Source organism: Halogeometricum sp. CBA1124 (genome assembly GCF_009741955.1).
Lineage (GTDB): Archaea > Halobacteriota > Halobacteria > Halobacteriales > Haloferacaceae > Halogeometricum > Halogeometricum rufum.
The window spans coordinates 14,471-35,769 of the sequence record NZ_WPCD01000021.1 but is presented as its reverse complement, the minus strand read 5'-3'; the positions used below and the strand labels follow the sequence as shown (position 1 = coordinate 35,769).

Below are 21,299 nucleotides of genomic sequence, written 5' to 3'. Positions count from 1 at the left end.
ACGTATAGATATGTATCACAGAATTATAGTTTTCAAGCGTCACGCACGAAGGTCAGATTCGTCGGCGACGGGGTATGCGGACCGTGAGCACGTCTCGCGCGGTTCGCGCAGGTGAGCGATTATTCCAACCATAAACAAGCGCGTAACCGAAAGGACACCCGACGAGACTACCCCTATGACCGCCTCCCAGCGCACGCAGACGTCTCGCTTCGCCCGCCGCGCCCGGAGTGATACGTCGTGAGCGGCCGCGCAGTCTACGCGGACGTCGTCGCGACCATCGCGCTCACCGCGGGTGCGGTCTTCGCCGTCTTGAACCTCGAACCGGTCACCCTCAGAGCGGTCCTCGCCGGCGTACTCGTCCTCTTCCTCCCGGGCTACGCGCTCACGACGCTCGTCTTCCCGGCCGCGAAGGAGACGCGTCCCGGCGTGGGCGACCTGCCGTCGGCGTTCACGGGGAGCGAGACGGAACACGCGGGACTGCCGTTCTTCGAGCGTCTCGCGCTCGGCGTCGGTCTGAGCGTCGCACTCGTCCCCGTCTTCGCGTGGGGGCTCGAAGTCGGCGGGTTCGAGTTCACCGGGCCGAACGTCGCCGCCGTCTGCGGCACGTTCGCCGTCGTCGCCACGGTTCTCGGCGCCGTCCGACGGCTCCGCGTCGCGGCGGAGACGCGCTACGTGCCGCCGGTCGGCGTGCTCGTCCGGTACCGTGAGGTGGCGCGCGGCCGGTCCGACTGGGACGGCGCTCTCAACGTGGCGCTCGCGGCCGTCGTCGTCGTCGCCACCGCCACCGTCGCGTTCGCGCTCATCTCGCCGGCGAGCGTCGGGAGCGCGTCGTACACGCAGGTGTCGCTGCTGACCGAACAGGACGACGGGTCGCTCGTCGCGGGAGACTACCCGCAGAACCTCTCGGTCGGCGAGAGCGGCGAACTCGTCCTCCTCGTCGAGAACTTCGAGCAGGAGACGACGAACTACACGGTGGTGGTCCAACTGCAACGCGTCGAATCGAACGGGGACGTGGTCGCCACGAACGAGATAGACCGCTTCTCGGAGACGCTCCGGGCGGGCGACAGCTGGCAGTTGACGCACGAAGTCGCCCCACAGATATCCGGCGAGAACGTTCGTCTCGCCTACCTCGTCTACCGCGGCGACGCCCCGCAGAGCCCGAACGTCGAGTCGTCGTACCGACACGTCACGCTCTGGATGAACGTCGAGGACGGGTCGGACACCGGCACGTAGCCGTCGCTCTCCCGAGCAAATTCGCGTGAATCGACACTAACGCAAGACATATTTTCGCCGCAATCGGAACGGTCGTTCGTTCACCGACGCATAACCAAGTGCGTTCTCGGTGCTGTGTGCGATAGATGACGAGCGCACTCGATAGCCCCCGCACGACCGGTGGCCCTCGCACGACCCTCCCGGCCGAAGGTGGTGAGCTGTGAGCCGCGCGACGTTCGCCGCCAGCGAAGACGAACCGTCCGAGACGACGCGCAGCGTCGCCCGAACCGTCGAGGCGTGGGTCGACCTCGCGAGCCCCTCCCATCCGTTCTTCTTCAAGGCGCTGACAGACTCGTTCTCCAACGTCGAGCCGACCGTGACCGTTCGCGAGAAGACCGAGACGGTACCGCTGGCCCGACAGGTCGGCTACGACTTTCGGACGGTCGGAAAAGACTACGAGAACCCCCACTTACGCAAGGTAGGGATTCCGCTACGAACCGCTCAACTGGCGCTCGAAGCGCCGGACGCCGACGTTGCGCTCTCCTCGCGAAACGCGATGTGCATCCTCGCGGCGAAGGCTCGCGGCATCCCCTCCATCCACTTCACCGACAACGACATCTGCGCCTACGTGGACGGGTTGGCCGCCGAAGAACTGTACCACCGGCTGGAAGCGCAGGCGACACACAACGTCGTCCCCGCGGCGTTCCGAACCGAGGTGCTGACCGACCGGGGTGCCGACCCCGACAGCATCCACACGTACGACGGCTACAAGGAGGACGTCTACGTCGCCGCCTTCGAGCCCGACCCGTCGTTCCTCGACACGATTCCGTTCGAGAGCCAGGATTTCATCGTCGTCCGTCCGGAAGCACTCTCCGCGACGTACGTGGACGCCGAGGGCTCTCTCGTCCCCGACATCCTCGCCGGCGCCGTCGAACGCGGCGTGAACGTCGTCTACCTCCCCCGCGAGGAGATGGACCGCGCGTTCGCCGACGGACTGCCGCCCGAACGGGTGTACGTTCCGGACGAACCCCTCTCGGGCCTTGAACTCGCGTGGCACGCGCGCTGTGTGCTGACGGGGTCCGGCACGATGGCGCGCGAAGCGTCGCGCATGCAGACACCCGCCGTGTCGTTCTTCCCGAGCACGCTCATCTCGGTGGACCGCGCGCTCATCGAGGAGGGCGAGATATTCCACTCCCGCAACGCCGAGGACGTCCTCGACTACGTGGAGTCCGTCACCGACCGTGACGCGCAACCGGACCTGACGCGCGCGCGACGCGTCCGGCGCGAAGTCGCCGACCTGACCGCCGACCTGATGAACGAGACGCTCGACTGAGCGCCCGTCCGAAGCGTCGGAGCGCTACCGACCGACGAACCCGACGAGACGCGACCGAAGCGCCCCGAGTCGACTCCCGCCCGCGGCGGCGTCGGACTCCTCGTCCGCGATGCTCCGGTCCGTCGACTCGGGACCGACCTTCCGTTCTGCGACCATCGATTCGAGCGCGTTGTCCTCGACTTCCAACGGGAGTTCGACGCGCCCGCGCCGGCGCGAGGACTCCCACGCGGCGAAGATGAGTTCGTCGGCGGCGAGGGCGTCGCGGCCGTTCAACTCGGACTGCTCGCCGTCGCGGAGGGCACTGACGAGTTCCTCGACGGCCCGTTCGGTGTACGTCGTGGCGTCGAGTCGGTCCGCGAGTCGCGAGGAGAGGCGACCGGCGACGAGTCTGGCGCCGGCGCGAACTCGCCCGGGGTTCGGCCGGTAGCGCCCGTCCGTCCCCGTCTTGGCCGTCTTCCACGACTTCCCGTCGCGGCGGTACGCGAGCGTCCCGTCGTCGCGCACCTCGATTTCGCCGTCCGTTCCGCGGAGGCGGAACAGGGCGTCGCCGCAGAACGCCTCGCCGCGACCGGTCGAGGCCAGTCCGTAGACGCCGTTCTCGTAGCGCCACTGGGCTATCGCCTGATTCTCGTTGTGCGTCCCGAACAGCACGTTCTCGTCGGTGTAGTCAATCTGCGCGAGCACCCACTCCACGGGCACCATGTCGTTGTAGAAGTTCGCGAGGTCGAACGAGTGCGTGCCCGTGTCGTACAGGTGTTCCTCGCGGAACTCGATGCGGCGCAGGTCGCCTATCGTCCCGTCGTCGAGGAGGTCCTTGGCCTTCCGGTAGGCGTCCCGAAGCGCTGCTGGTGGTTGATGGTGAGGGCGACACCCTCCGCCTCGCACTCCTCGACCATGCGCTTCGCGTCGCCCCACGTCAGCGCCATCGGCTTCTCGCAGTGGACGCCCCGCACGACGCCGCTGTGAGCGATGTCGACCACGATGTCAGCGTGGAGGGCGGGCGGGACGCAGACGCTGACTACGTCCGGTTCCGCCTCGTCGAGCATCGCCTCGTAGTCCTCGTAGACGTGCGAGTCGTCGATGTCGTGCGCCTCGGCGAACGCCGCGGCGTTCTCGGGGACGACGTCCGCGCAGGCGACGAGTTCGCAGTCGTCGAGTCGTTCGTAGCCCGCGGCGTGCCGGTACGCCATGGCGAAGCCGTCGCCGTCGGGGTCGCCGGTGCCGACGAATCCGATTCTGAATGTCACGGGCGTCGGTACGAGCGTGCGGTCGTTGAGTATTCACGGCATAACGGCCGGCGACGACGCCGGCAGCGACCCGCCCAACGGCGACGGTCCGCCGTACGGTCGGCGGCCGTGTGATTCGACAGCATTTGCCGGATGCACGGGCTTAGACGCTCCATTACAATGGCTCGGACGGGACACCGCGAGGTATGGAGCGACCGCCCCGTCCAGCGATACAGTTGTACAGCGTCCGCGAGTCGACCGACTCGCTCCCGGACGTGATTCGCCGCGTCGCCGACGCCGGATTCGAGGGCGTCGAGTTCGCCACCCGGTTCTTCGAGGCGGACGTCGACGCCGTCGCCGACGCACTCGACGAGACGGGCGTCGTCCCCGTCGCCGTCCACGCCGACCTCTCGACGGTCGAAGCCGCCGTCGAGGGGGAGAACGACCTGCTCGACCGACTGGACGCGGTCGGCTGTGACCGCGTCGTCGTCCCGCACATCTCCGAACGGGAGTTCCAGACGCGGTGGGCCGTCCGGTCGCTCTCGTACCGCATCGCCGACGCGGCCCACGAACTCGACGCGCACGACGTTGACCTCGGCTACCACACGATTCGGCACGACCTCTACCCGATGTACCCCGGGGTCGTCGGGCAACTGTTCGACCGGACGCCCGTCCCGCAAGGCGTCGCCAACCTGGGCGGCGAGGCCCTCGCCCGCCTCCGCCGCGCGGACCCGCGGCACGACCCCACGGAGATTCCGAGCAAGTCGGGATTCTGGAACCTCTTCGCCCGGACGACGCCCGACGACCTGTTCTTCGAGGTGGACGTGGGCGAGGTGACGGCGGCCGGCTTCGACCCCGCCGCGGCCATCGAACTCGCCGCCGGTCGGGTACCGCTGGTCCACGTCCGCGACGTGACGCCGACGGGCCGGTTCGGGACGTACGAGAACGCCGACCCCGGCACGGGAGCCGTCGACTTCGACGCCGTCGCTCGCGCCGCCCGCGAGAGCGGGACCGAGTGGTTGGTCTACGAACACGACGATCCGACCGACCCCCACCAGACCGTCGAAGACGGCGCGGCCCTGCTCTCCCGCCTCTGCGGCGGGTCCGAGACGGACGCGCCGGGTGAGGCCGCTCGCGCCGAGCCGTCGCGATAGCCCTCGCTACGTCGCTCAGGCGGTTAATCGGGCTATTACAATCGGGGTCTCGCCGGACGGACGACGTATGGAGCTTCAGCACCGTCGCCTGGACGACGCGCCCCCGAGCGGTCGCATGAGTTTCTGTCTCACGACCGACCTCACGGGGAACGGTCGTCCGGACGTCCTCGTCGGCGCACTCGGCGGCGAGTATCCCGTCACACTTCCGGTCCTCGACAAGGAGATAGACCTCCGGAAACTGCCGGGGACGCGCGAGGCGATTCATCGACGCGAGTGGAACGTCTTCTGGTACGAGAACCCGGGCTGGGAACGCCACGACGTGCGCGCGCGCCGGACCTCTCGGTCGGCGGTGCCCTCGGCGACGTCACCGGGAACGGGAGGATGGACCTCGTCGCCGGACAGAACATCAACCAGTACGACCTCTACTGGTTCGAACAGCCCGACGACCCCCGCGAGGAGTGGACGCGCCGCCTCGTCACCGACGACTTCGAGAAGTACCACGACGTGGCCGTCGCCGACGTGGACGGGGACGGCGACGTCGAAGTCGTCGGCCTCTCGCAAGAGAGCGAAGTGGTCTTCTACTACGACGTGCCCGAGGACCCGCGGCGCGAACCGTGGCCGGTGGCGAACCGGCACGTCGTCGCCGAGGACATCGACGTCGAGGGCGTCCAGATAGGCGACTTCGACGGCGACGGCGACGTGGAGATTCTCGCCGGGCCGAACGTCTTCCACCGCGCGGACGACGACACGTGGACCCGCGAGCGGATAGCCGAGGGCTGGGAGTGGACGCGCGTCGTCGCCGCCGACGTGGACGGCGACGGCGAAGACGAAGTCGTCGTCACGGAGGGCGACCTGCCGTATCAGGGCGACAGACGCGCCCGTCTCGCCGTGTTCGACCCCCCGGACTGGGAGGCGACCGTCCTCCACGACGACCTGTCGAACCCCCACTCCCTGCAAGTCGCGGACCTGGACGGCGACGGGGCACCCGACATCTACGTCGCCGAGATGGGACTGGAGTCGGGCCACGACCCCCGGCAGTTCGTCTTCTGGAACGGCGGCGACGGGACGTTCGACGCGGAGGTCATCGTCGAGGGCGCCCCGACGCACGAGGCGAAACTGGTGGACCTGGACGGCGACGGCGCCCTCGACATCGTCGGGAAGTCGTACGTCGAACCGAGCGTGGACGCGTGGTTCAACGTGGTGTGAGATGGCGTCGAAACTCGACTCCGAACCGTCCGAGTCCGTTCGCGGCGGCGTGAGCACCGCGAAGGACGCCGTCGTCGACCGACTCGCCGGGACGCCGTTGGCCAACGCCGCCAGACGGAGCGGTCTCACCGGCACGCTCTCCGACGTGGCGAACCGCGCGGCGGCGGTCTTCCTCCCGGACGAGGTGGTGTTCCGCGCCGGCGACGACGAGGCGCGCTTCCGCGTCTCGACGCGGTTCGAGTACCGCGGGTTCGCCAAGTACCGCTCGGACCCAGACGCGACGGTGCTGGCGGCGTTCGTTCGCTCGCTCCGCGACGATGACGTGGTGTGGGACGTGGGCGCGAACGTCGGCGTCTTCAGCGTCCTCGCGGCCGGGCGACTCCCGCCGGAACGCGTCGTCGCCATCGAACCCCACCCCGAGAACGTCGACCGACTCCGCGAGAACCTCGACCGGAACGGGCGCGACGCGACGGTGCGGCGACTCGCCCTCGACGACGAACGCGGGCGCGCCGAACTGGGCGTCAGCAGTCCGGACGGCACGGGCGCGTTCGGCGTCGTCGGCGGCCCCACCGAACGGCGGCGCATCGCCGTCCGGACCGACCGGGGCGACTCGCTCGTCGCCGACGGCGTCCCCGCGCCGACGGTGCTGAAGGTGGACGTGCAGGGGGCCGAACTCGGCGTCCTGCGCGGCCTCGAACACACGCTCCTCGACTGCCGCGTCGTCTACGTCAACGTCTACGAGAAGCACTTCACCCGCGGCGACGAGGGCGAGGAGATACGCGACGTGCTCGAATCGTCGGGCCTGCGCGTCGAACGCCTCGTCGAGTGGGACGGCGGTCACTTCCTGCGCGCCGTCCGGGAGTCGTAAGTGTCCGGCGCCGGCCTCCCGCGCCGCCTCGCCCGCGGGGGGTTCGAGGCGCTGGCGCGACTCGACGGCGCGACGCAGTTCTCGCGGCACTACCCCGACGAGTCGAACGCCGTCCTCGCGTACCACGCCGTCGGCGAACCCGCCGGCTACGGCAACGTCTCCGTCGACCGGTTCCGGCGTGACCTCGACTACCTCACCGACGCCTTCGAGGTGGTCGACCTCCCGGCCGTCCTCGAAGCCGGCGGCGGGAAGCGCGTCGCACTCACGTTCGACGACGCGTACGACGACTTCTACGAGAACGCGCTCCCGGTCCTCCGAGAGTACCGGGTGCCGGCGACGCTGTTCGTCCCCGTCGCGTTCGTCGGCGGGTGCCCCGACGGCTACGCCTACCGCTTCGCGCGGTCACCGGTGGACCACGAGGCGTTCAACGACCCGGCGGCGTTCGCAGACGAGTCGGTCCGCGACCCCGGGGTGATGTCGTGGGACCGACTGCGCGAGGTGGCCGCCGACCCCCTCGTCACCGTGGGCACGCACACGCGAACTCATCTGGACCTCGCGCGCGTGCGCGACCGGAAGACGCTGGAAGACGAAATCGTCGGCGCGCGCGACGAACTCGAGGACCGCCTCGGCGTCGCGGTAGACCGCTTCTGCTACCCGTTCGGCCGCTACTCGGAGGCGGCGGTGGACGTGGTGCGGGAGTCGCACGCGATGGCCGTCACCTCCGAGCGGGGCGTCCTCTCGGACCCCGAGGCGGCCGACGCCTACCGACTCCCGCGAGTGCGCGCCCACGAACCGACCCACCGGGTTCGCTTCGACCTCTCGGGACTTCGGTGGCGACTGACGGAACTGGTCGGCTGAGGAAGCAGTCGAAGCCGGCGCGACTCGTCGGACGGGAGACTAGACGCTCGGGAGTCGGTCGCCGAGGGCGTCGCGCGTCTCGGCCAGTCGGCAGCCGACGCGGATGACGCCGTCGAGTGCGAGGTGGACGGCGTGGTCCAGCGAGGACTTCTCGTGAACCACGTGGTCGGGCGGCGAGTACGTGCTGGCGAACTCGAACAGTTCGGGCCGGCGCTCGGTGAGTCGCTTCCGGTAGCGACGGCTGACGATTCGTTTGCGGACGTAGCCGAGGAGACTCGTCGCGTAGTCGTGGTAGATGATAGCGTCGGGACAGTAGACGATCTGGTCGCGGTCGTAGCCGGCCTCGACGAGGCGGTAGGTGAGGTCGATGCCCTCGTGCCCCGCGCGGCCGCCGAGTCGCTCGTCGAACCCCGAGACCGAGCGGTGGGCGTCGCGGTCGATGGAGGTGTTGCCCTCGATGTTGAGGAGGTACGGCAGCGACCGGTCGCCGAGGTCGTACCACTGCTGGAGCCGGTTGTAGAACGACTTCGACTGCGGGAAGATGCGGCCGCGGACGGCGACCACGCCCTCGTCGTCGTGCGCTCGCCGGTGTGCCTCGACGAAGTCCGCTGCGGGGACGGCGTCGTCGTCGAGAAACAGCAGGAGGTCCGAGCGGGCGAGTTCGGCGCCGAGGTTGCGCGCGAGCGTGACGCCGCAGTTGCGGACGAGTTCGACGTACGTCGTCCCGTGGTCGAACTCGCGGAGTCGCGACTCGATATCCCAGTCGACGCCGTTGTTCACGACGACGAAATCGAACGCCTCGTGGGTCTGTGCCCCGAGGGCGTCGAGCACCGACTCGAACGCCTCGCGGTCGGTCCGGAACGTGACGACGACGACGGATATCGTCGGCTCGACGTCCGGAACGTCGTCGAACCCGGTCTCGATGCGCCGACGGTACTCCTCGGGCAACGCCGCGAATCGTTCACTCTCGGGTGCGGCGGTGCTCGCGTCGGCACCGGCCCCCGTCGTCTGCTCGCCGCCCGGTTCGCTACGCATGTCGGTTACTCGTCGCCCGTCTCGTCCGCGTCGGCGAACGCGGACGCTCCGGGAGGGAGGCCACGTCCTCGTTCACGCCGCGGTAGGTCGCCGACGACACCGTTCGGTCGAACGAGTCCGCGTCGGGATACTCTCGAAACGTGAGAACGCGGCCGTCCTGCGTCGTGAACACGACTTCCGTCGTCCCGTCTCGATGGCTGTACTCGTCTCCCTTCTGCGGCGTTCGGCCGCGGTCGTGTCCTGTCATGAGCACCACTCGACCCGTCTGTCGGTTCGGCGTCGGACGCGCGGCGGTCGGGTCGAACTCCCGTGAAGTAGACCGCCGCGTCGGCGACACCCGACCCGACCAGCTCGTACACGGCCCGGTCAACGCCCGGGACGGGTATGGTTATACGGGATTAAACGACGGAACGGTGGAACGGTCGTCGACATAAACAATGGAACAATCGCCGTGAATCGCACGGCGTACCGGTCGCGGGCGGACGGTCGTGCGTGTCACTGACAACCGAAACCAAGGCTGACCGACCCCGCCAGTTGCTCGCTCGAACGCGTCGCCACGTTACACGACTAATAACCAAAGTCGCGCCAATCTTCGCACAGAGCGTGATGTTCGTTCTCGGAATCGTCTGCAGCGGACTCGAAGACGAAGCGGCGCGTCGGCCGCGGGCGGAGGGCTGACAGCGTGTCGCCTCCCCTGAGCCGACGTTCCGAGCCGACGTCGCCGCGGTGGACGAGAGCGCTCCTCCTCGTCGGCTTCCTCGGCCTCGCCGTCGCCGTCCTCGCGGCGCGTTCGAAGCCGGCGACCGGCTACGAGGTGTCGATATACGCGGCGACGCCGCCGGCCTTCTGGGTGGGCGTCGTCGGGGCGGCGGCCGTCGGTGCCGTCGCGACCCTGTTCGGCCGCAACCTCGTCCGCGCCGCCGGCGTCGGTCTGGCGGGTCTCGCCACGGTGGCGTTCCTCTCGCTTCCCCTCGTCCGCGGCTACTACTACTACGGGTCGGGCGACGCGCTGACGCACCTCGGCTGGGCGAAGCGGATGCTCAATCCGGAGTTCGGGTTCTTCGACATCATCTACCCCGGGGGGCACTCGCTGGCCCTGTTCCTCTCGCAGTCGATGGGCGTCCCCGTCAGGTGGGGGATGATGTACGCGATGCTCACGGTGTCGGTGCTGGCGTTGCTGTTCGTCCCCCTCGCCGTCTGGGTGGTCACCCGCGACTCCAGAGCCGTCGTCATCGCGGCGTTCACGGCCATGCTGATGCTGCCCATCAACAACATCAGCACGCACTCGCACTTCCACAGTTACACGCTGACGACGCTGTACTTCCCGTTCGTCCTCTACTTGCTGTTCAAGCACCTCACCCGGTCGGCGGAGGACACCGCGCTGCCGAGTTGGGCGTCGGCGGCCAGCCTCGTCCTGCCCGTCGCGTTGATGGCGAACGTGTTCTACCACCCGCAGGTGGCGGTGAACGTGCTCATCTTCATGGGCACCGTCCTCGCCGTCGGACTGGCGTGGCGCCGTCGCGTCCGGGTGTCGCATCCGACGGCGACCGACGGCGGGCAACGTCACCGGCTGCTAGTCGGGCAGGTCGTCTTTCTCGCCGTCCTGCTGGCGGTGTGGGCGACCCAGTACCAGCAGACGTTCACGCTCTTGAACAACGTCTACCTGTCCGCGCAGGCGTTCCTGACCACCGGGACGGGCGCGGGACAGGTCGCCGCCCAGCGGGGCGGGTCGGCTCAGTCCATCGGCGTGAGCATCGTCGAACTGTTCGTCAAACTGTTCGCGGTCAACGCCATCTACGTCGTCATCGCGACGGCGTTCATGGCCGCGCTGGTGTTCGGCATGGTGCGCGGACGGTCCGATAGCGGCGTGGCGGTGGCCTACATCGGCTTCTCCGCGTTCACGCTCGGCCCGTTCTTCGCGGTGCAGTTCATCGGCGACGTGTCGGGCTACTTCTTCCGGCACTTCGGGTTCGCGATGGTGCTGGTCGGCATCGTCGGCGCCATCGCCCTCTATCACCTCTCGGACGCCATCGGCGACGCCCTCGACGGGCGCGAACGGGCCGTCGTCTCGGTGCTCACCGTCGCGGTGCTGTGTCTGTCGTTGGCGGCGTTCTTCCCCTCGCCGTACATGTACAACCCCTCGCCGCAGAGCCCCGAACAGCAGTTCGTCGGCTACGACACGGTCTTCGAACACCGCGCCGAGGGGGCCGCCGTGGCCGGTATCCGCGGCGGGCCGGGGCGCTTCAGCGACGCGCTGAACGCCGAGTTCGACAACCGGCTGAAGTGGACGCTGTCGGGGTCGGAGTTCAACAGCACGCAGAACGTGACGCGGTTCAGGGAGTACTCCTACTCCGAGCAGCCGTTCTACTATCTCACCGTCTCCGAGAAGGACAGGGCGCGGGAGTTGGTCGCGTACGACTCGCTCCGCTACGAGGAGAGCGACTTCGAGCGAATCGCGAACGGGACGCACCCGCGCATCTCGCACGTCCAGACGAACGGCGAGTTCGACACCTACTACGTCGACCAGCGCGGCTACCCACTGGACCCGCCGGAGCAGACGGACGATTAACTCGGCGGTAAACGAACGAGGTGGCGTCGCCAGCGCGGTCAGTTTCGGGCCGTTCCGGCCCGTTTCAGTCGCCGTTCGCGTAACCACCGCATTACTATTCCGTCTAGCGACCGGGTTGCGAGTATAATGCGGGCGACAGACGTTCTGTTGGTCGGACCGGCCGGTACGACCGGAGGTATCGCGCAGTACATGCAAGAGCAGCGCCGTCGCCTCCCCCAGCGAGTCTCCGCTCGTATCTACGACGTCTCGGTGCCGATGGACGACTCCCGGTCGTTCCTCGTCGCGATGCTGACGGCGTTCGTGCAGATTCTCCGCTTCCCGTTCAGGCGGCCGCCGGACGTGGTCCACGTCCACTCCAGCCACTGGAACTCCTTCTACCAGTCCGGACTGTACGTGATCATCGCGTCGCTGGTGTGGCGCGTCCCCGTCGTCCTCCACGTCCACGGGTCGTCGTTCGACTCGTTCATGCGGACGGACTCGAAGCCCGTCCGACTCTTCCAGTCGGTCGTCTTCTCGCAGTGCGACACGGTCATCGTCCTCTCGGACTACTGGCGGGACATCGTCGGCATGCGCGCCGACGAGGAGAAGATAACCGTCCTCCCGAACGCCGTCGACCCGGGCGAGTACGACCCGCGCTACGACGCGCGTCCGGCGCATCTCGTCTTCGTCTCGAACCACCTCGAACGCAAGGGCATCGAGGAGTTCGTCGAGGCGGTGGACGAACTGATGGCGAACGACGAGGACTGCCGCGTCACCATCGCCGGGAGCGGTCCGCTGTCGCACCTGTCCGAGGAGTTGGCCGAGCGACACGAGCGAGTGACCTACGAGGGCTACGTCTCCGAGGAGCGAAAGCGGGAGCTGCTGAACGAGGGGTCGGTGTTCGTCCTGCCGACGTACGCCGAGAACCTCCCCATCGCGCTCCTGGAGGCGATGGCCGGCGGCAACGCCCTCGTCTCGACGACGGTGGGCGCGATTCCGAGCCTCATCGACGACGACAACGGCGTTCTCGTCGAACCGGGCGACGTGGAGTCGCTGGCGGCCACGCTGTCGGACCTCGTCAACGACCCCGAGCGAGTCGAAGCGATGGCGCGGGAGAGTCGGGAACGCGTCGAACGTGACTACTCGTGGGCCGTCGCCAGCGAGCGACTGGACGACCTCTACCACGAACTCACCCACTGAGGACCGGCGAAGCGCCCGTGGCCGCGCGCCGGGAGCGACGGACGGGACCGCGTCGTGGGACGTCTTCACGAGCCTGAAACGGGCGTGAATCGCCTCCTAAACGGGAATACGGCCCATAACTAAGCGTAAACCGGGTCGAGACGTACCCGGTGAACGATACGTACGACGAAACTCGCCGAGCGTTCGTCTTGGGCCTCGACGGAGTCCCGTGGGGACTCCTCGAACGGTTCGTGGACGACGGCGAGTTACCGAACTTCGAGCGGCTCCTGACGGAGGGGGCCTCCGGTCCCCTCCGCAGTACGACGCCGGCGAACACGCCCGTGGCGTGGCCCTCCATCGCGACCGGAACGTGGCCCGACAAGCACGGGCTGTACGAGTTCATGAAGCTCGACTCCTCCTACAAGCAGTCGCCCTACTCCAGCGCGGACGTCCGGCAACCGCCGCTGTGGGAACTCGTCTCGCCCTCCGTCGTCGCCAACGTCCCGATGACGTACCCGACGAGCGACCCCGGCGAGGACAGCGCCGTCGTCAGCGGCATGATGACGCCGGAGATAGACGGCGACGCCGTCAACCCCGACTCGTTCCGCGCGGAGTTCGAGCGTCGCTTCCCCGACTACGAGATAGACATCAAGTGGCGCGACTACGCGGGCCGCGAGCAGGAGTTCCTGCGCGACCTGGACCGGGTCCTCGACGGACGCCGGGAACTGATGGAGGTGCTCATGGAGAACGAGGCGTGGCGGCTGTTCTTCTTCGTCTACGTCGCCCCCGACCGACTCCAGCACCTCATCTGGGACGAGGAGACGCTCTTGGAGCACTACGAGAAACTCGACGACGTCCTCGGCGACGTGATGGACTACTGCGAGGAACGCGGGTCGGACCTCTACGTCGTCTCCGACCACGGCTTCGCGCCCATCGAGAAGGTCATCAGCGTCAACCGCATCCTCGCCGACGAGGGCCTGTTGACCGTCAAGGACAGCGACGGGACGCGCGGCGCCCTCGCGGGCGTCGGACTGGACAAAGAGCGCGTTCAGGGCGCGCTCCACAAGGTGGGAATCACGGACGAGAAACTCGTCGAGAACCTGCCGAAGCCCGTCGTCGACTTCTTCGCCGAGCGCATCCCCGGGAGTCACGGGCTGTACGACGTCGACTTCGGCCAGACCGACGCGTTCCTCCACGGACTGGGCAGCGTCTACGTCAACGACACAGAGCGGTTCGAGAAGGGTACCGTCCCCCCGAAAGCCGTCGAACGGACGAAGCGAGACGTGATGCGCGTGCTCGAGGACGCGACGGACCCCGAGACGGGCGACCCCCTGCTGACCGTCCACGACGGCGACGACCGGTTCCCGAACGACCCGGAAGCGCCGGACATCGTGGTGGAAGCGAAGGAGGGATACCACGTCGAACCCAAGTTGGGGGAACATGCGGTCGAACCCGCGACGGACATCGCCGCGTACCACCGGCCCGAGGGCATCTTCTTCGCCTGGGGCGACGACGTTCGCGCCGGGTCGACAGTCGAGGACGCCGCGGTGGTGGACGTGGCGCCGACGGTCCTCCACTCGCTCGGACAGGACGTCCCGGAGACGGCGGACGGACGCGTGCTCTCGGAGATATACGACCCCGACTCCGAACCCGCCACCGCCGCGGTCCGGACGAACCAGTACGCGAAACGCGAGGCGGCCGACGCCACCGAGACGGACACCGACACGGTGGAAGACCGCCTCCGCGGACTCGGGTACATGGAGTGACCCTTCGGGTGGGGTGACCGTACGATGACAGACGACGACGGTCGGACGTTCACGCGCCGTCGCCTCCTCGGCCTCCTCGGAAGCGCCGGCGTCGCCTCGGTCGCGGGGTGCGGCGGTCGGACCGAGACGCCGACGGAGACGCCAGAGATACCGGGACCGTTCACGGAGACGCCGGGCGACCCGGACGACGGGACGCCGAAGACGCGGCGCGGAGTCACGTTCGACCGCGTCGTGAACGCCGTCGACGACCTGGGGTGGGACCCAACGGGCGAGCAACCGATCGACCAGTCGCTCGAGAAGAACCTCCGCGAGGGGACGCTCATCGAGGTGCCGTCCGGCGAGTATCTGGTCCGCCGGCGGCACGACGTGGCCGACGTCTCCCGGTGGGGCATCGTCGGACTGGGCGAGACGCGGCGCGGCGTGCAGTTCACCGTCCCCGCGGGCAAGTCGTTCCGATGGATAATGGCCGACGGCGGGAGCGGCATCGTCGTCGAGAACTTCACCATGCAACAAGGGAAGAAGTTCGACCGCTCGATGGGGATGGGCTTTCTCGTCGACGACGCCCTCCACCTGTACAACGTCGAGAAGGCCGGGTCGAACCCCCGGCAGGACTCGAAGTCGGGGTCGACGAACGGCATCGCCGTGCAGGTCAAGCAACCGGACGGCGTCGCCATCGTGGACACGTTCGTCCGGAAGGGACCGCAGGACTTCGCGCACTACCCCGGCAACTCCATCACCGTGTTCACCGGGCGCGGCCACCGCGGAACGGTGTACTACCGGAACCTCCACATCGAGAACGGGGGCGAACACGGCATCTACGCCTCCAAGGGACAGGGAGACGTGCGCGTCGAGGGCGGCCTGTTCAAGAACAACCTCGGCGACGGCGTCCGCATCTCCGGCGAGGGGTCGTGGGTGAAGGGCGCAACCGTCGTCGTCGACGCGACGGACCGCACCCCCGGCAACCGGGGGAACTGGCATCAGGCGCGCGGCATCCACCTGCAGTCTGGCGAGTACGGCTACACCGGCGGACTGGTGGAGGACTGCACGGTCATCGCGCGCGCGACGCCGCGCACGGAGGCCCTCTTGAAGATAGAGCACAGTCAGGGCGCCGCGACGGTGCGGAACTGCCGGTTCTACAACGACACGAACTACCCGACTATCTCGGTGGACAAGCCCGACACGGGGAACCAACGCCCCGCGAAGCCGTGGGAGATGACGTTCGAGAACGTCGAGATAACCGGGCGGGCGACGAACACGTCGCGATGGCGATGGAGGGTCGGCCGCGGTCCCGCCTCTCGAACGTGACCATCGACCTGCCCGGCGTGGGCGTCGACGGCATCGTCCTCGACGACTGCGAGGGAACCGTCCTCGACGGCGTGAGCGTCCTCACGGGGGGCTATCCGCTCCGCGTGTCCAGCAACGGTACCGGCGGCGGCAAGTGTCTGGCCACCCTCAAGAACCTCCACCGCCTCCAGTCGTCGATGCTCTCGGACGTGGACGCCCAGCAACTCGCGAGTTCGCTGTCCGGGACCACCTGTCTGGACGGGACGGACGCGGCCAAGCGGACCCTCGCCGTCATCGGCGTCACCGACGACAACCTCTACGGAACGGTCCTCGACGAGTAGCGCGACCGCACCCGCGAACCGCCGTTAACCCGCCATTAATTCCACCTTAACGCGTTTTCTGAACCTTAGACCGCTTCTCCGGAGAGGACGACGAAACACCCGAGCGTCGTTCTCGCTCGGCCCCGTCCGAGTAAATGCGACGTTAGAACCGATTATGTAAACGGAAGTATGATATTCAGTATTTTGTGAAAGTACGCTAAAAAGTGGTATTTTTGCTAACTAAAACAGGAGAAATAATCGATACATTTATTGCATTAATGCATTACTAAACAGCTGTCCATGGCAGAGAACCCTGCAAACAGCCCGAACGACGCGGGCACCGACGACCAAACCGACGACGCCAAACTCCTCGGCCGACGCGACACCCTCAAACTGGGCGCCGCGACTGCGGCCGTCGTCGCCGGTGCCGGTGCCGCCTCCACTGCCGCCGCCGCGACCGAACGCGAAGGCGTGTCGTTCGACCGCGTCGTGAACGCCGTCTCCGACCTCGGGATGGACCCGAACGGGAACGACCGAATCGACGGCAAGTTAGAGAACGCCCTCCGCCCCGGGACGCTCATCGAGTTCCCCGCGGGCACGTACAAGATACGGAGCAAACAGGTCCTCGAGGACCGGACCGGTATCGTCGGCGTCGCCGGCGACCGATCGGAGGTTCGGTTCGTTCCCCCGCAGGGGACGGGGATGCGCTGGCTCAACTTCGGGAACGCCGCCGGCGTCGTCCTGAAGAACTTCACCCTCGACCGCCGCGACGACTACAACACGACGGTCGGGATGGGCGGCAACATCAAGCGGAACTTCGTCCTGAAGAACGTCGAGTACGACGGCTGGACCCCGACGGGGCCACAGATGTTCGCCGCGAACGTCACCGACCCCAACGGGACGGCCGTCGTCGACGGCCTGTACCGGACGGGTCCGACGCGCTTCGAACACTACCCCGACAGTTCGCTCGACATCTGGAGCGGCCGCGGCCACGAGGGGCACATGGTCCTCCGGAACGTCGAGATTCACAACGGCTCCGAGTCGGGCATCTACACCGGGAAGGGGAACGGGACCTACCTCATCGAAGACTGTTACATGAAGAACGTGGTCCACACGGCCATCCGGGCCGCCGGTCGCGACTCCACGGTCCGCAACTGCACCATCGTGATGGACACGGAGGACTGGGACTCCCGCAACGAGAAGGTCGAGTCGCAGTTCGACGGCAAACCCATCCAACTCAACCGCGCCATCTGGGCGCAGACGAACGACAAGCGCTTCTCGGGCCCCGTCATCGAGGACTGCGACATCATCATCAAGAACACGACGTCCATCGCGATGGCCGGCATCTACATCAACTTCGACACCGGCGGCGCGAAGATTCGCAACACTCGCGTCCAGTGTGACTCCGAGCACGTCATCCCCGTCTACGGCCAGAGCCCGACCAACGAGGCGGGCGAGCCCATCGAGATGGAACTCGACGGCGTGAGCGTCACCGGGTCGGCCTGGAGCAAGGCCGCAATGTACTTCGAGGACCGCCCCAACTCGGTCATCCGCAACTGCTGCATCTCCTCGCCCAACGACAACGACGGCATCCTCCTCGACAACTGCGACGGCTCCGTCGTGGAGAACACGAACGTCGACGTCGGCGGCCGTTCCACGACGTTCCGGAACGGGCGGGTGTCCACGTCGGGCATCACGTCGGGCGATAGCTGCCCCCTCCCGTCGCTGCCGGGTTCGACGCCGAGCGACGGCACGCCCTCGACCAGCGACGGGTCCGGCGGGTCGGGCGACAGTACCGACGGGTCGAGCTACGACCTGCCGTACCGCTTCACGGTGAAGAGCACGGGCGGCGGGAAGACGGAGTTCACCGTCTCGACGAGCGGTACGATGAAGCCCGCCTCGAACGGCGAGGGCATCGTCGAGAACCGGACGGTCACCGACAGCCTCGGACCGGTCTCGGGCGTGGACAGCTACCTGTACGAGGGCTACGTCACGGACTTCTCCGTCACCGGCGGGCAGTACGCCGACTACTTCGTCGAGACGGCCGACGGCTCGAAGTCCGTCGAAGTGACGCCCGAACTCCTCTCGGGGAACACGTTCGTCGTCAAGAGCACGGGCGGGGGCGTCACGTCGTTCGACCTCAGCGTGGACGGCGAACTCGTCCGGGGGGCGAGCGGTCTGGAGGACACCGTCGACGGGCAGACGGCCTCCGGTCAGGTCGGCCCCGACGCCGGCGTCGACGCGTTCCACTACACCGGGTCGATCACCGATCTCGCGTTCGAGGGCGCCGAGTACGCCACCGTGACGGTCAACGGGACGGAGATAGACCCGACGCAGTACGAGAGCGGGACGGACGGCGGCACCGACGACGGGAGTTCCGGCGACGGCAGCACGTCGGACCCGACGACCGACCTGCCGAACTCGCTCACCGTCGTCGGAACGGGGACGAGCGCGACGTACGCGGTCACCGTCTCCGAGGACATCGCCGTCTCGCCCGACGAGACGGACGACATCTCCGGCAACGTGGCGACGAACAGCGCCGAGGGCGCGGTCACGGACGGCGAGGACATGTACGTCTACGCCGGCGAAATCACGGACTTCACGCTGAACGGCGACGCGACGGTCCTCGTCAACGGGACGGAGGTGGACCCGGCCAGTCTCGGCGGCAACGAGGAACTGCCGAACACGCTCGTCATCGACGGCACCAGTAGCGCCGCCGCGGGGACCTACACGGTGTACGTGACGGGCGACGTCGAACCCGCGCCGGACCTGACCGTCGCCGGCGACGCTAACTCGCTCGACAGCCTCGACGACAAGGTGTTCGACGGGAAAGTCGCCGGCGTCGTCAAGACGGGGAAGGACGGCTACCGCTTCTCCGGCAACATCGTCAAGATGGAGATAAACGGCGACGCGCTGGTGAACCTCGGACAGTAGGCGAGACTCGCCCGCGATTCGTGGACACCCGCAGTCGCCCTGCCCGCGTCGGGTCGCCCGCCGCGCGAACGACGGCCGCGCCCCCCGGTAGCCAGTCGGTGATGCGACTGGTTGGATGAGCATTCGGTCGCCGCACGACCGAGAGAGAACCGGACGGCGCGCCGTCAGCCCTTCACTTTTCGAACCGCCTCACGCCCGGAGCGGCCGCGCCGATTCGTCTCGGCGGAGTCGCGCGTCGCGGGTCACTCCATGTAACCGAGCGACTTGAGCCGGTTCTCCACCTCTCGCTCGTCGACCGACTCGTACTCGTCGTCGCTCGCGTCTTCGACGCGCGCGAGGACCTCTTCGAGCACGTACGTGACGTACTCCTCGGAGGTGTCGAAGTTCGTCCGCGGCAGTCGGTCGTCGACCCTGTCGAGAACGTGTGCGGGGAGTGCGACGTCGCGCGTGTCACTGTCGGAGAGGGAATCGCTCGTATTCGTATTCATAGTGACCGATGTGAGAGCCCGTTGGCGAACGGAGCGGTTTGTTATAGACCGGCTACGGCCGGAACGGCACCCTGAGCCGGCGTGGCACGCACCGACGCCCGCGCCGCGGCCGTCGCGCCGCAGTCGCGGGTACTCCCGGCATAACAAAACCCCGAAGGAGGGTAGTGCGGCGCATGACCGACAAGCGTGACGTCGTCCTCGTCACCGTCGACAGTTTCCGCTCCGACCGGTGCGGATTCCTCGGGAGCGACGCCGGCCTCACGCCGGCGATGGACCGCCTCGCCGGGGACGGACTGGTCTTCGAGAACGCCGTCGCACCCGCCGGCGCGACGAGCGGTTCCTCCTCGACGTTCTTCACCGGCCGCTACCCCATCGACCGCTCGACGGCGAGCGACCGCAAGGAGGTGATGCGGCAGAACCTGAAGGCCAGTCGGACGCTGCCGCAGCGGTTCAAGGACATGGGCTACCGGACCGCCGGGTTCACCGCGAACCCGTGGACCTCCCGCTTCTTCGGCTACGACGCCGGCTTCGACGACTTCGAGGACTTCATGGAGAACGACCTCACCAGCGACACCATCGAGAAGGGCGCGGACCGCGGCGGCGGCCTCTCGGCGCTCACGAGTCAGGTGGTGAACTGGTGGCAGGGCCAGGACATGTACATGTCGTGGGACGCCTTCTACGACCAGATAACTGACTGGCTGGACGAGGCGCGGCGGGGCGACGAGCCGTTCTTCTGCTGGATATTCCTCGTCGACGTCCACATGCCGTACCTCCCGCCGAAGGGCTACCGGTCGCAGTCCTCGGCGGCGGCGTACGCCGCCAACGCGTGGCTGTTCGGCGGCGCGAAGCAGAACACCCCGCTGTCGGGGATGCTCCACGACCGACTCCTGCGTGCGTACGACGACACCGTCCGCTTCACCGACGAGTTCGTCGACCGGATGGCGCGGGCCGTCGACGACGACACCGCCCTCTGCGTCCACGCGGACCACGGCGAGTCGTTCGGCGAACGCGACGGCCACTATGGCCACGGTCTCCTCTACGAGGAGACGGTTCGGGTCCCCCTGTTCGTCGCGAACCACGCGGAAACCCGCGTCGAACGGCCGTTCTCGCTGGCCGGCCTCCCGGACCTCCTGACGCGACTCGGCCGCGGCGAGACGATAGACGACTCCGTCGGCCACCCCGTCGTCACCAGTCGGAACAACGACGGCTGGCGCGTCGTCCACGGCGGGTCGTGGCGCTACACCCGCCGGCCCGAGGGCGAGAGCGTCGAGACGGCCGACGGCGAACCGCTGGAAGAGGAGGCCCTGTACGACATCGGACGGTCGGTGACCGACCACGAGCAGTCGGCGGAAGCGGAGCGGGGGCGGGTCATCGACGCCGCCGCCGAACTGGCCGACTCGGGGACCATCTGAACCGCCGGCCGTCCGGAGGAGGCCCGGAACAGGCCTCGAACCGCCGGTCGCGAACCGTCGGTCGTGACGGTATCCGAGCGACGCGCGGCGGTCAGACGTTCGCGTCGTTCGACGCGGTTCCGAACGCGTCCGGCCCCGGAGTCGCTCGGCGAGTCGCTTCAGACGCTGTGCCGCCTGTACCGCGCGTTCACCGCCCATCGCGACGGCGAGAACCGGGTACGACTCGGTCTGAGACGGGTCGTACCGGATGCTCCGCAGCAGGAACCGGACGGCGTCGCGGTAGTGGCCCGTCATCAGTGCGGCGTGCGCGAGCGACCGCGACTGGGCCGCGACGAGTGCCTTCTCGTGTCGTTTACCGTACTTCCGCGCCAGCGGGCGGTGTTTCTCCAGGAACAGCGGGTACGACACGTCGCGTTTCTGCTCGTAGTTGTCGCTTATCTGCCCGTGCGAATCGACGCGACGGACGGCCAGCGGTT

General features: G+C 67.8%; 15 protein-coding genes and 2 pseudogenes. 13 read left to right on the top strand and 4 right to left on the bottom strand.

Annotated elements, in window-relative coordinates; all coding sequences use genetic code 11:
• Positions 1–237: 237 nt before the first annotated feature.
• Entirely contained in the window at positions 238–1,233 is a 996-nt protein-coding gene (locus GJ632_RS05090) for a DUF1616 domain-containing protein (protein ID WP_343161032.1), read from the top strand.
• A gap of 199 nt (positions 1,234–1,432) precedes the next feature.
• Complete coding sequence (locus GJ632_RS05085) at positions 1,433–2,545, top strand: DUF354 domain-containing protein (RefSeq protein ID WP_343161031.1); 1,113 nt, start codon at positions 1,433–1,435, stop codon at positions 2,543–2,545.
• A 24-nt stretch (positions 2,546–2,569) separates the two neighbouring features.
• On the opposite strand, the pseudogene GJ632_RS23085 reads toward GJ632_RS05085, so the two are convergent.
• A pseudogene (locus GJ632_RS23085) lies at positions 2,570–3,792 on the bottom strand (Gfo/Idh/MocA family protein).
• A gap of 185 nt (positions 3,793–3,977) precedes the next feature.
• Here GJ632_RS23085 and GJ632_RS05075 point away from each other — a divergent pair.
• The 4 genes and pseudogenes from GJ632_RS05075 to GJ632_RS05060 all read left to right on the top strand — a co-directional run bounded on the left by GJ632_RS05075 (position 3,978) and on the right by GJ632_RS05060 (position 7,857).
• Entirely contained in the window at positions 3,978–4,925 is a 948-nt protein-coding gene (locus GJ632_RS05075; protein ID WP_191452279.1) for a sugar phosphate isomerase/epimerase, read from the top strand.
• A gap of 67 nt (positions 4,926–4,992) precedes the next feature.
• Positions 4,993–6,131: pseudogene (locus GJ632_RS05070) on the top strand (FG-GAP repeat domain-containing protein).
• A gap of 1 nt (position 6,132) precedes the next feature.
• Positions 6,133–6,999 (top strand): FkbM family methyltransferase, encoded by an 867-nt coding sequence (locus GJ632_RS05065; RefSeq protein WP_191452278.1) that lies wholly within the window; start codon positions 6,133–6,135, stop codon positions 6,997–6,999.
• Positions 7,000–7,857 carry a polysaccharide deacetylase family protein gene (locus tag GJ632_RS05060; protein WP_343161027.1) on the top strand — a complete coding sequence of 286 codons (858 nt, stop codon included), beginning with the start codon at positions 7,000–7,002 and terminating at the stop codon, positions 7,855–7,857. It begins immediately after the preceding gene.
• Positions 7,858–7,896: 39 nt separating this feature from the next.
• Here GJ632_RS05060 and GJ632_RS05055 read toward each other — a convergent pair whose 3' ends face one another.
• Both GJ632_RS05055 and GJ632_RS05050 read right to left on the bottom strand, forming a co-directional pair.
• The gene (locus tag GJ632_RS05055) at positions 7,897–8,892 is read right to left on the bottom strand and encodes a glycosyltransferase family 2 protein (protein ID WP_191452277.1); all 996 of its coding nucleotides are present in this window, start codon (positions 8,890–8,892) and stop codon (positions 7,897–7,899) included.
• Complete coding sequence (locus GJ632_RS05050; protein ID WP_191452276.1) at positions 8,885–9,139, bottom strand: hypothetical protein; 255 nt, start codon at positions 9,137–9,139, stop codon at positions 8,885–8,887. The genes GJ632_RS05055 and GJ632_RS05050 overlap by 8 nt, the downstream gene beginning before the upstream one ends.
• A gap of 435 nt (positions 9,140–9,574) precedes the next feature.
• On the opposite strand from GJ632_RS05050, the gene GJ632_RS05045 reads away from it, so the two are divergent.
• From GJ632_RS05045 to GJ632_RS05025, 6 genes are all read left to right on the top strand, one after another.
• Positions 9,575–11,461: a hypothetical protein gene (locus GJ632_RS05045; RefSeq protein WP_343161026.1), complete on the top strand. Its 1,887-nt coding sequence runs from the start codon at positions 9,575–9,577 to the stop codon at positions 11,459–11,461.
• Positions 11,462–11,587: 126 nt separating this feature from the next.
• Positions 11,588–12,640: a glycosyltransferase family 4 protein gene (locus GJ632_RS05040; RefSeq protein WP_089811127.1), complete on the top strand. Its 1,053-nt coding sequence runs from the start codon at positions 11,588–11,590 to the stop codon at positions 12,638–12,640.
• Positions 12,641–12,789: 149 nt separating this feature from the next.
• Entirely contained in the window at positions 12,790–14,385 is a 1,596-nt protein-coding gene (locus tag GJ632_RS05035; RefSeq protein WP_343161025.1) for an alkaline phosphatase family protein, read from the top strand.
• A gap of 24 nt (positions 14,386–14,409) precedes the next feature.
• Positions 14,410–15,690 carry a right-handed parallel beta-helix repeat-containing protein gene (locus GJ632_RS05030; protein ID WP_231751344.1) on the top strand — a complete coding sequence of 427 codons (1,281 nt, stop codon included), beginning with the start codon at positions 14,410–14,412 and terminating at the stop codon, positions 15,688–15,690.
• A complete protein-coding gene (locus GJ632_RS23075; protein ID WP_231751343.1) occupies positions 15,648–16,010 on the top strand; it encodes a hypothetical protein in 363 nt (120 codons plus the stop codon). The genes GJ632_RS05030 and GJ632_RS23075 overlap by 43 nt, the downstream gene beginning before the upstream one ends.
• A gap of 279 nt (positions 16,011–16,289) precedes the next feature.
• Positions 16,290–18,923, top strand: coding sequence for a hypothetical protein (locus GJ632_RS05025; RefSeq protein ID WP_191452275.1), 2,634 nt, complete (start codon positions 16,290–16,292; stop codon positions 18,921–18,923).
• A gap of 242 nt (positions 18,924–19,165) precedes the next feature.
• Here GJ632_RS05025 and GJ632_RS05020 read toward each other — a convergent pair whose 3' ends face one another.
• Positions 19,166–19,411 (bottom strand): hypothetical protein, encoded by a 246-nt coding sequence (locus GJ632_RS05020; RefSeq protein WP_191452274.1) that lies wholly within the window; start codon positions 19,409–19,411, stop codon positions 19,166–19,168.
• A 173-nt stretch (positions 19,412–19,584) separates the two neighbouring features.
• Here GJ632_RS05020 and GJ632_RS05015 point away from each other — a divergent pair, with 173 nt between their 5' ends.
• Positions 19,585–20,823: a sulfatase gene (locus GJ632_RS05015; protein ID WP_191452273.1), complete on the top strand. Its 1,239-nt coding sequence runs from the start codon at positions 19,585–19,587 to the stop codon at positions 20,821–20,823.
• The last annotated feature ends 476 nt before the right edge of the window (positions 20,824–21,299 follow it).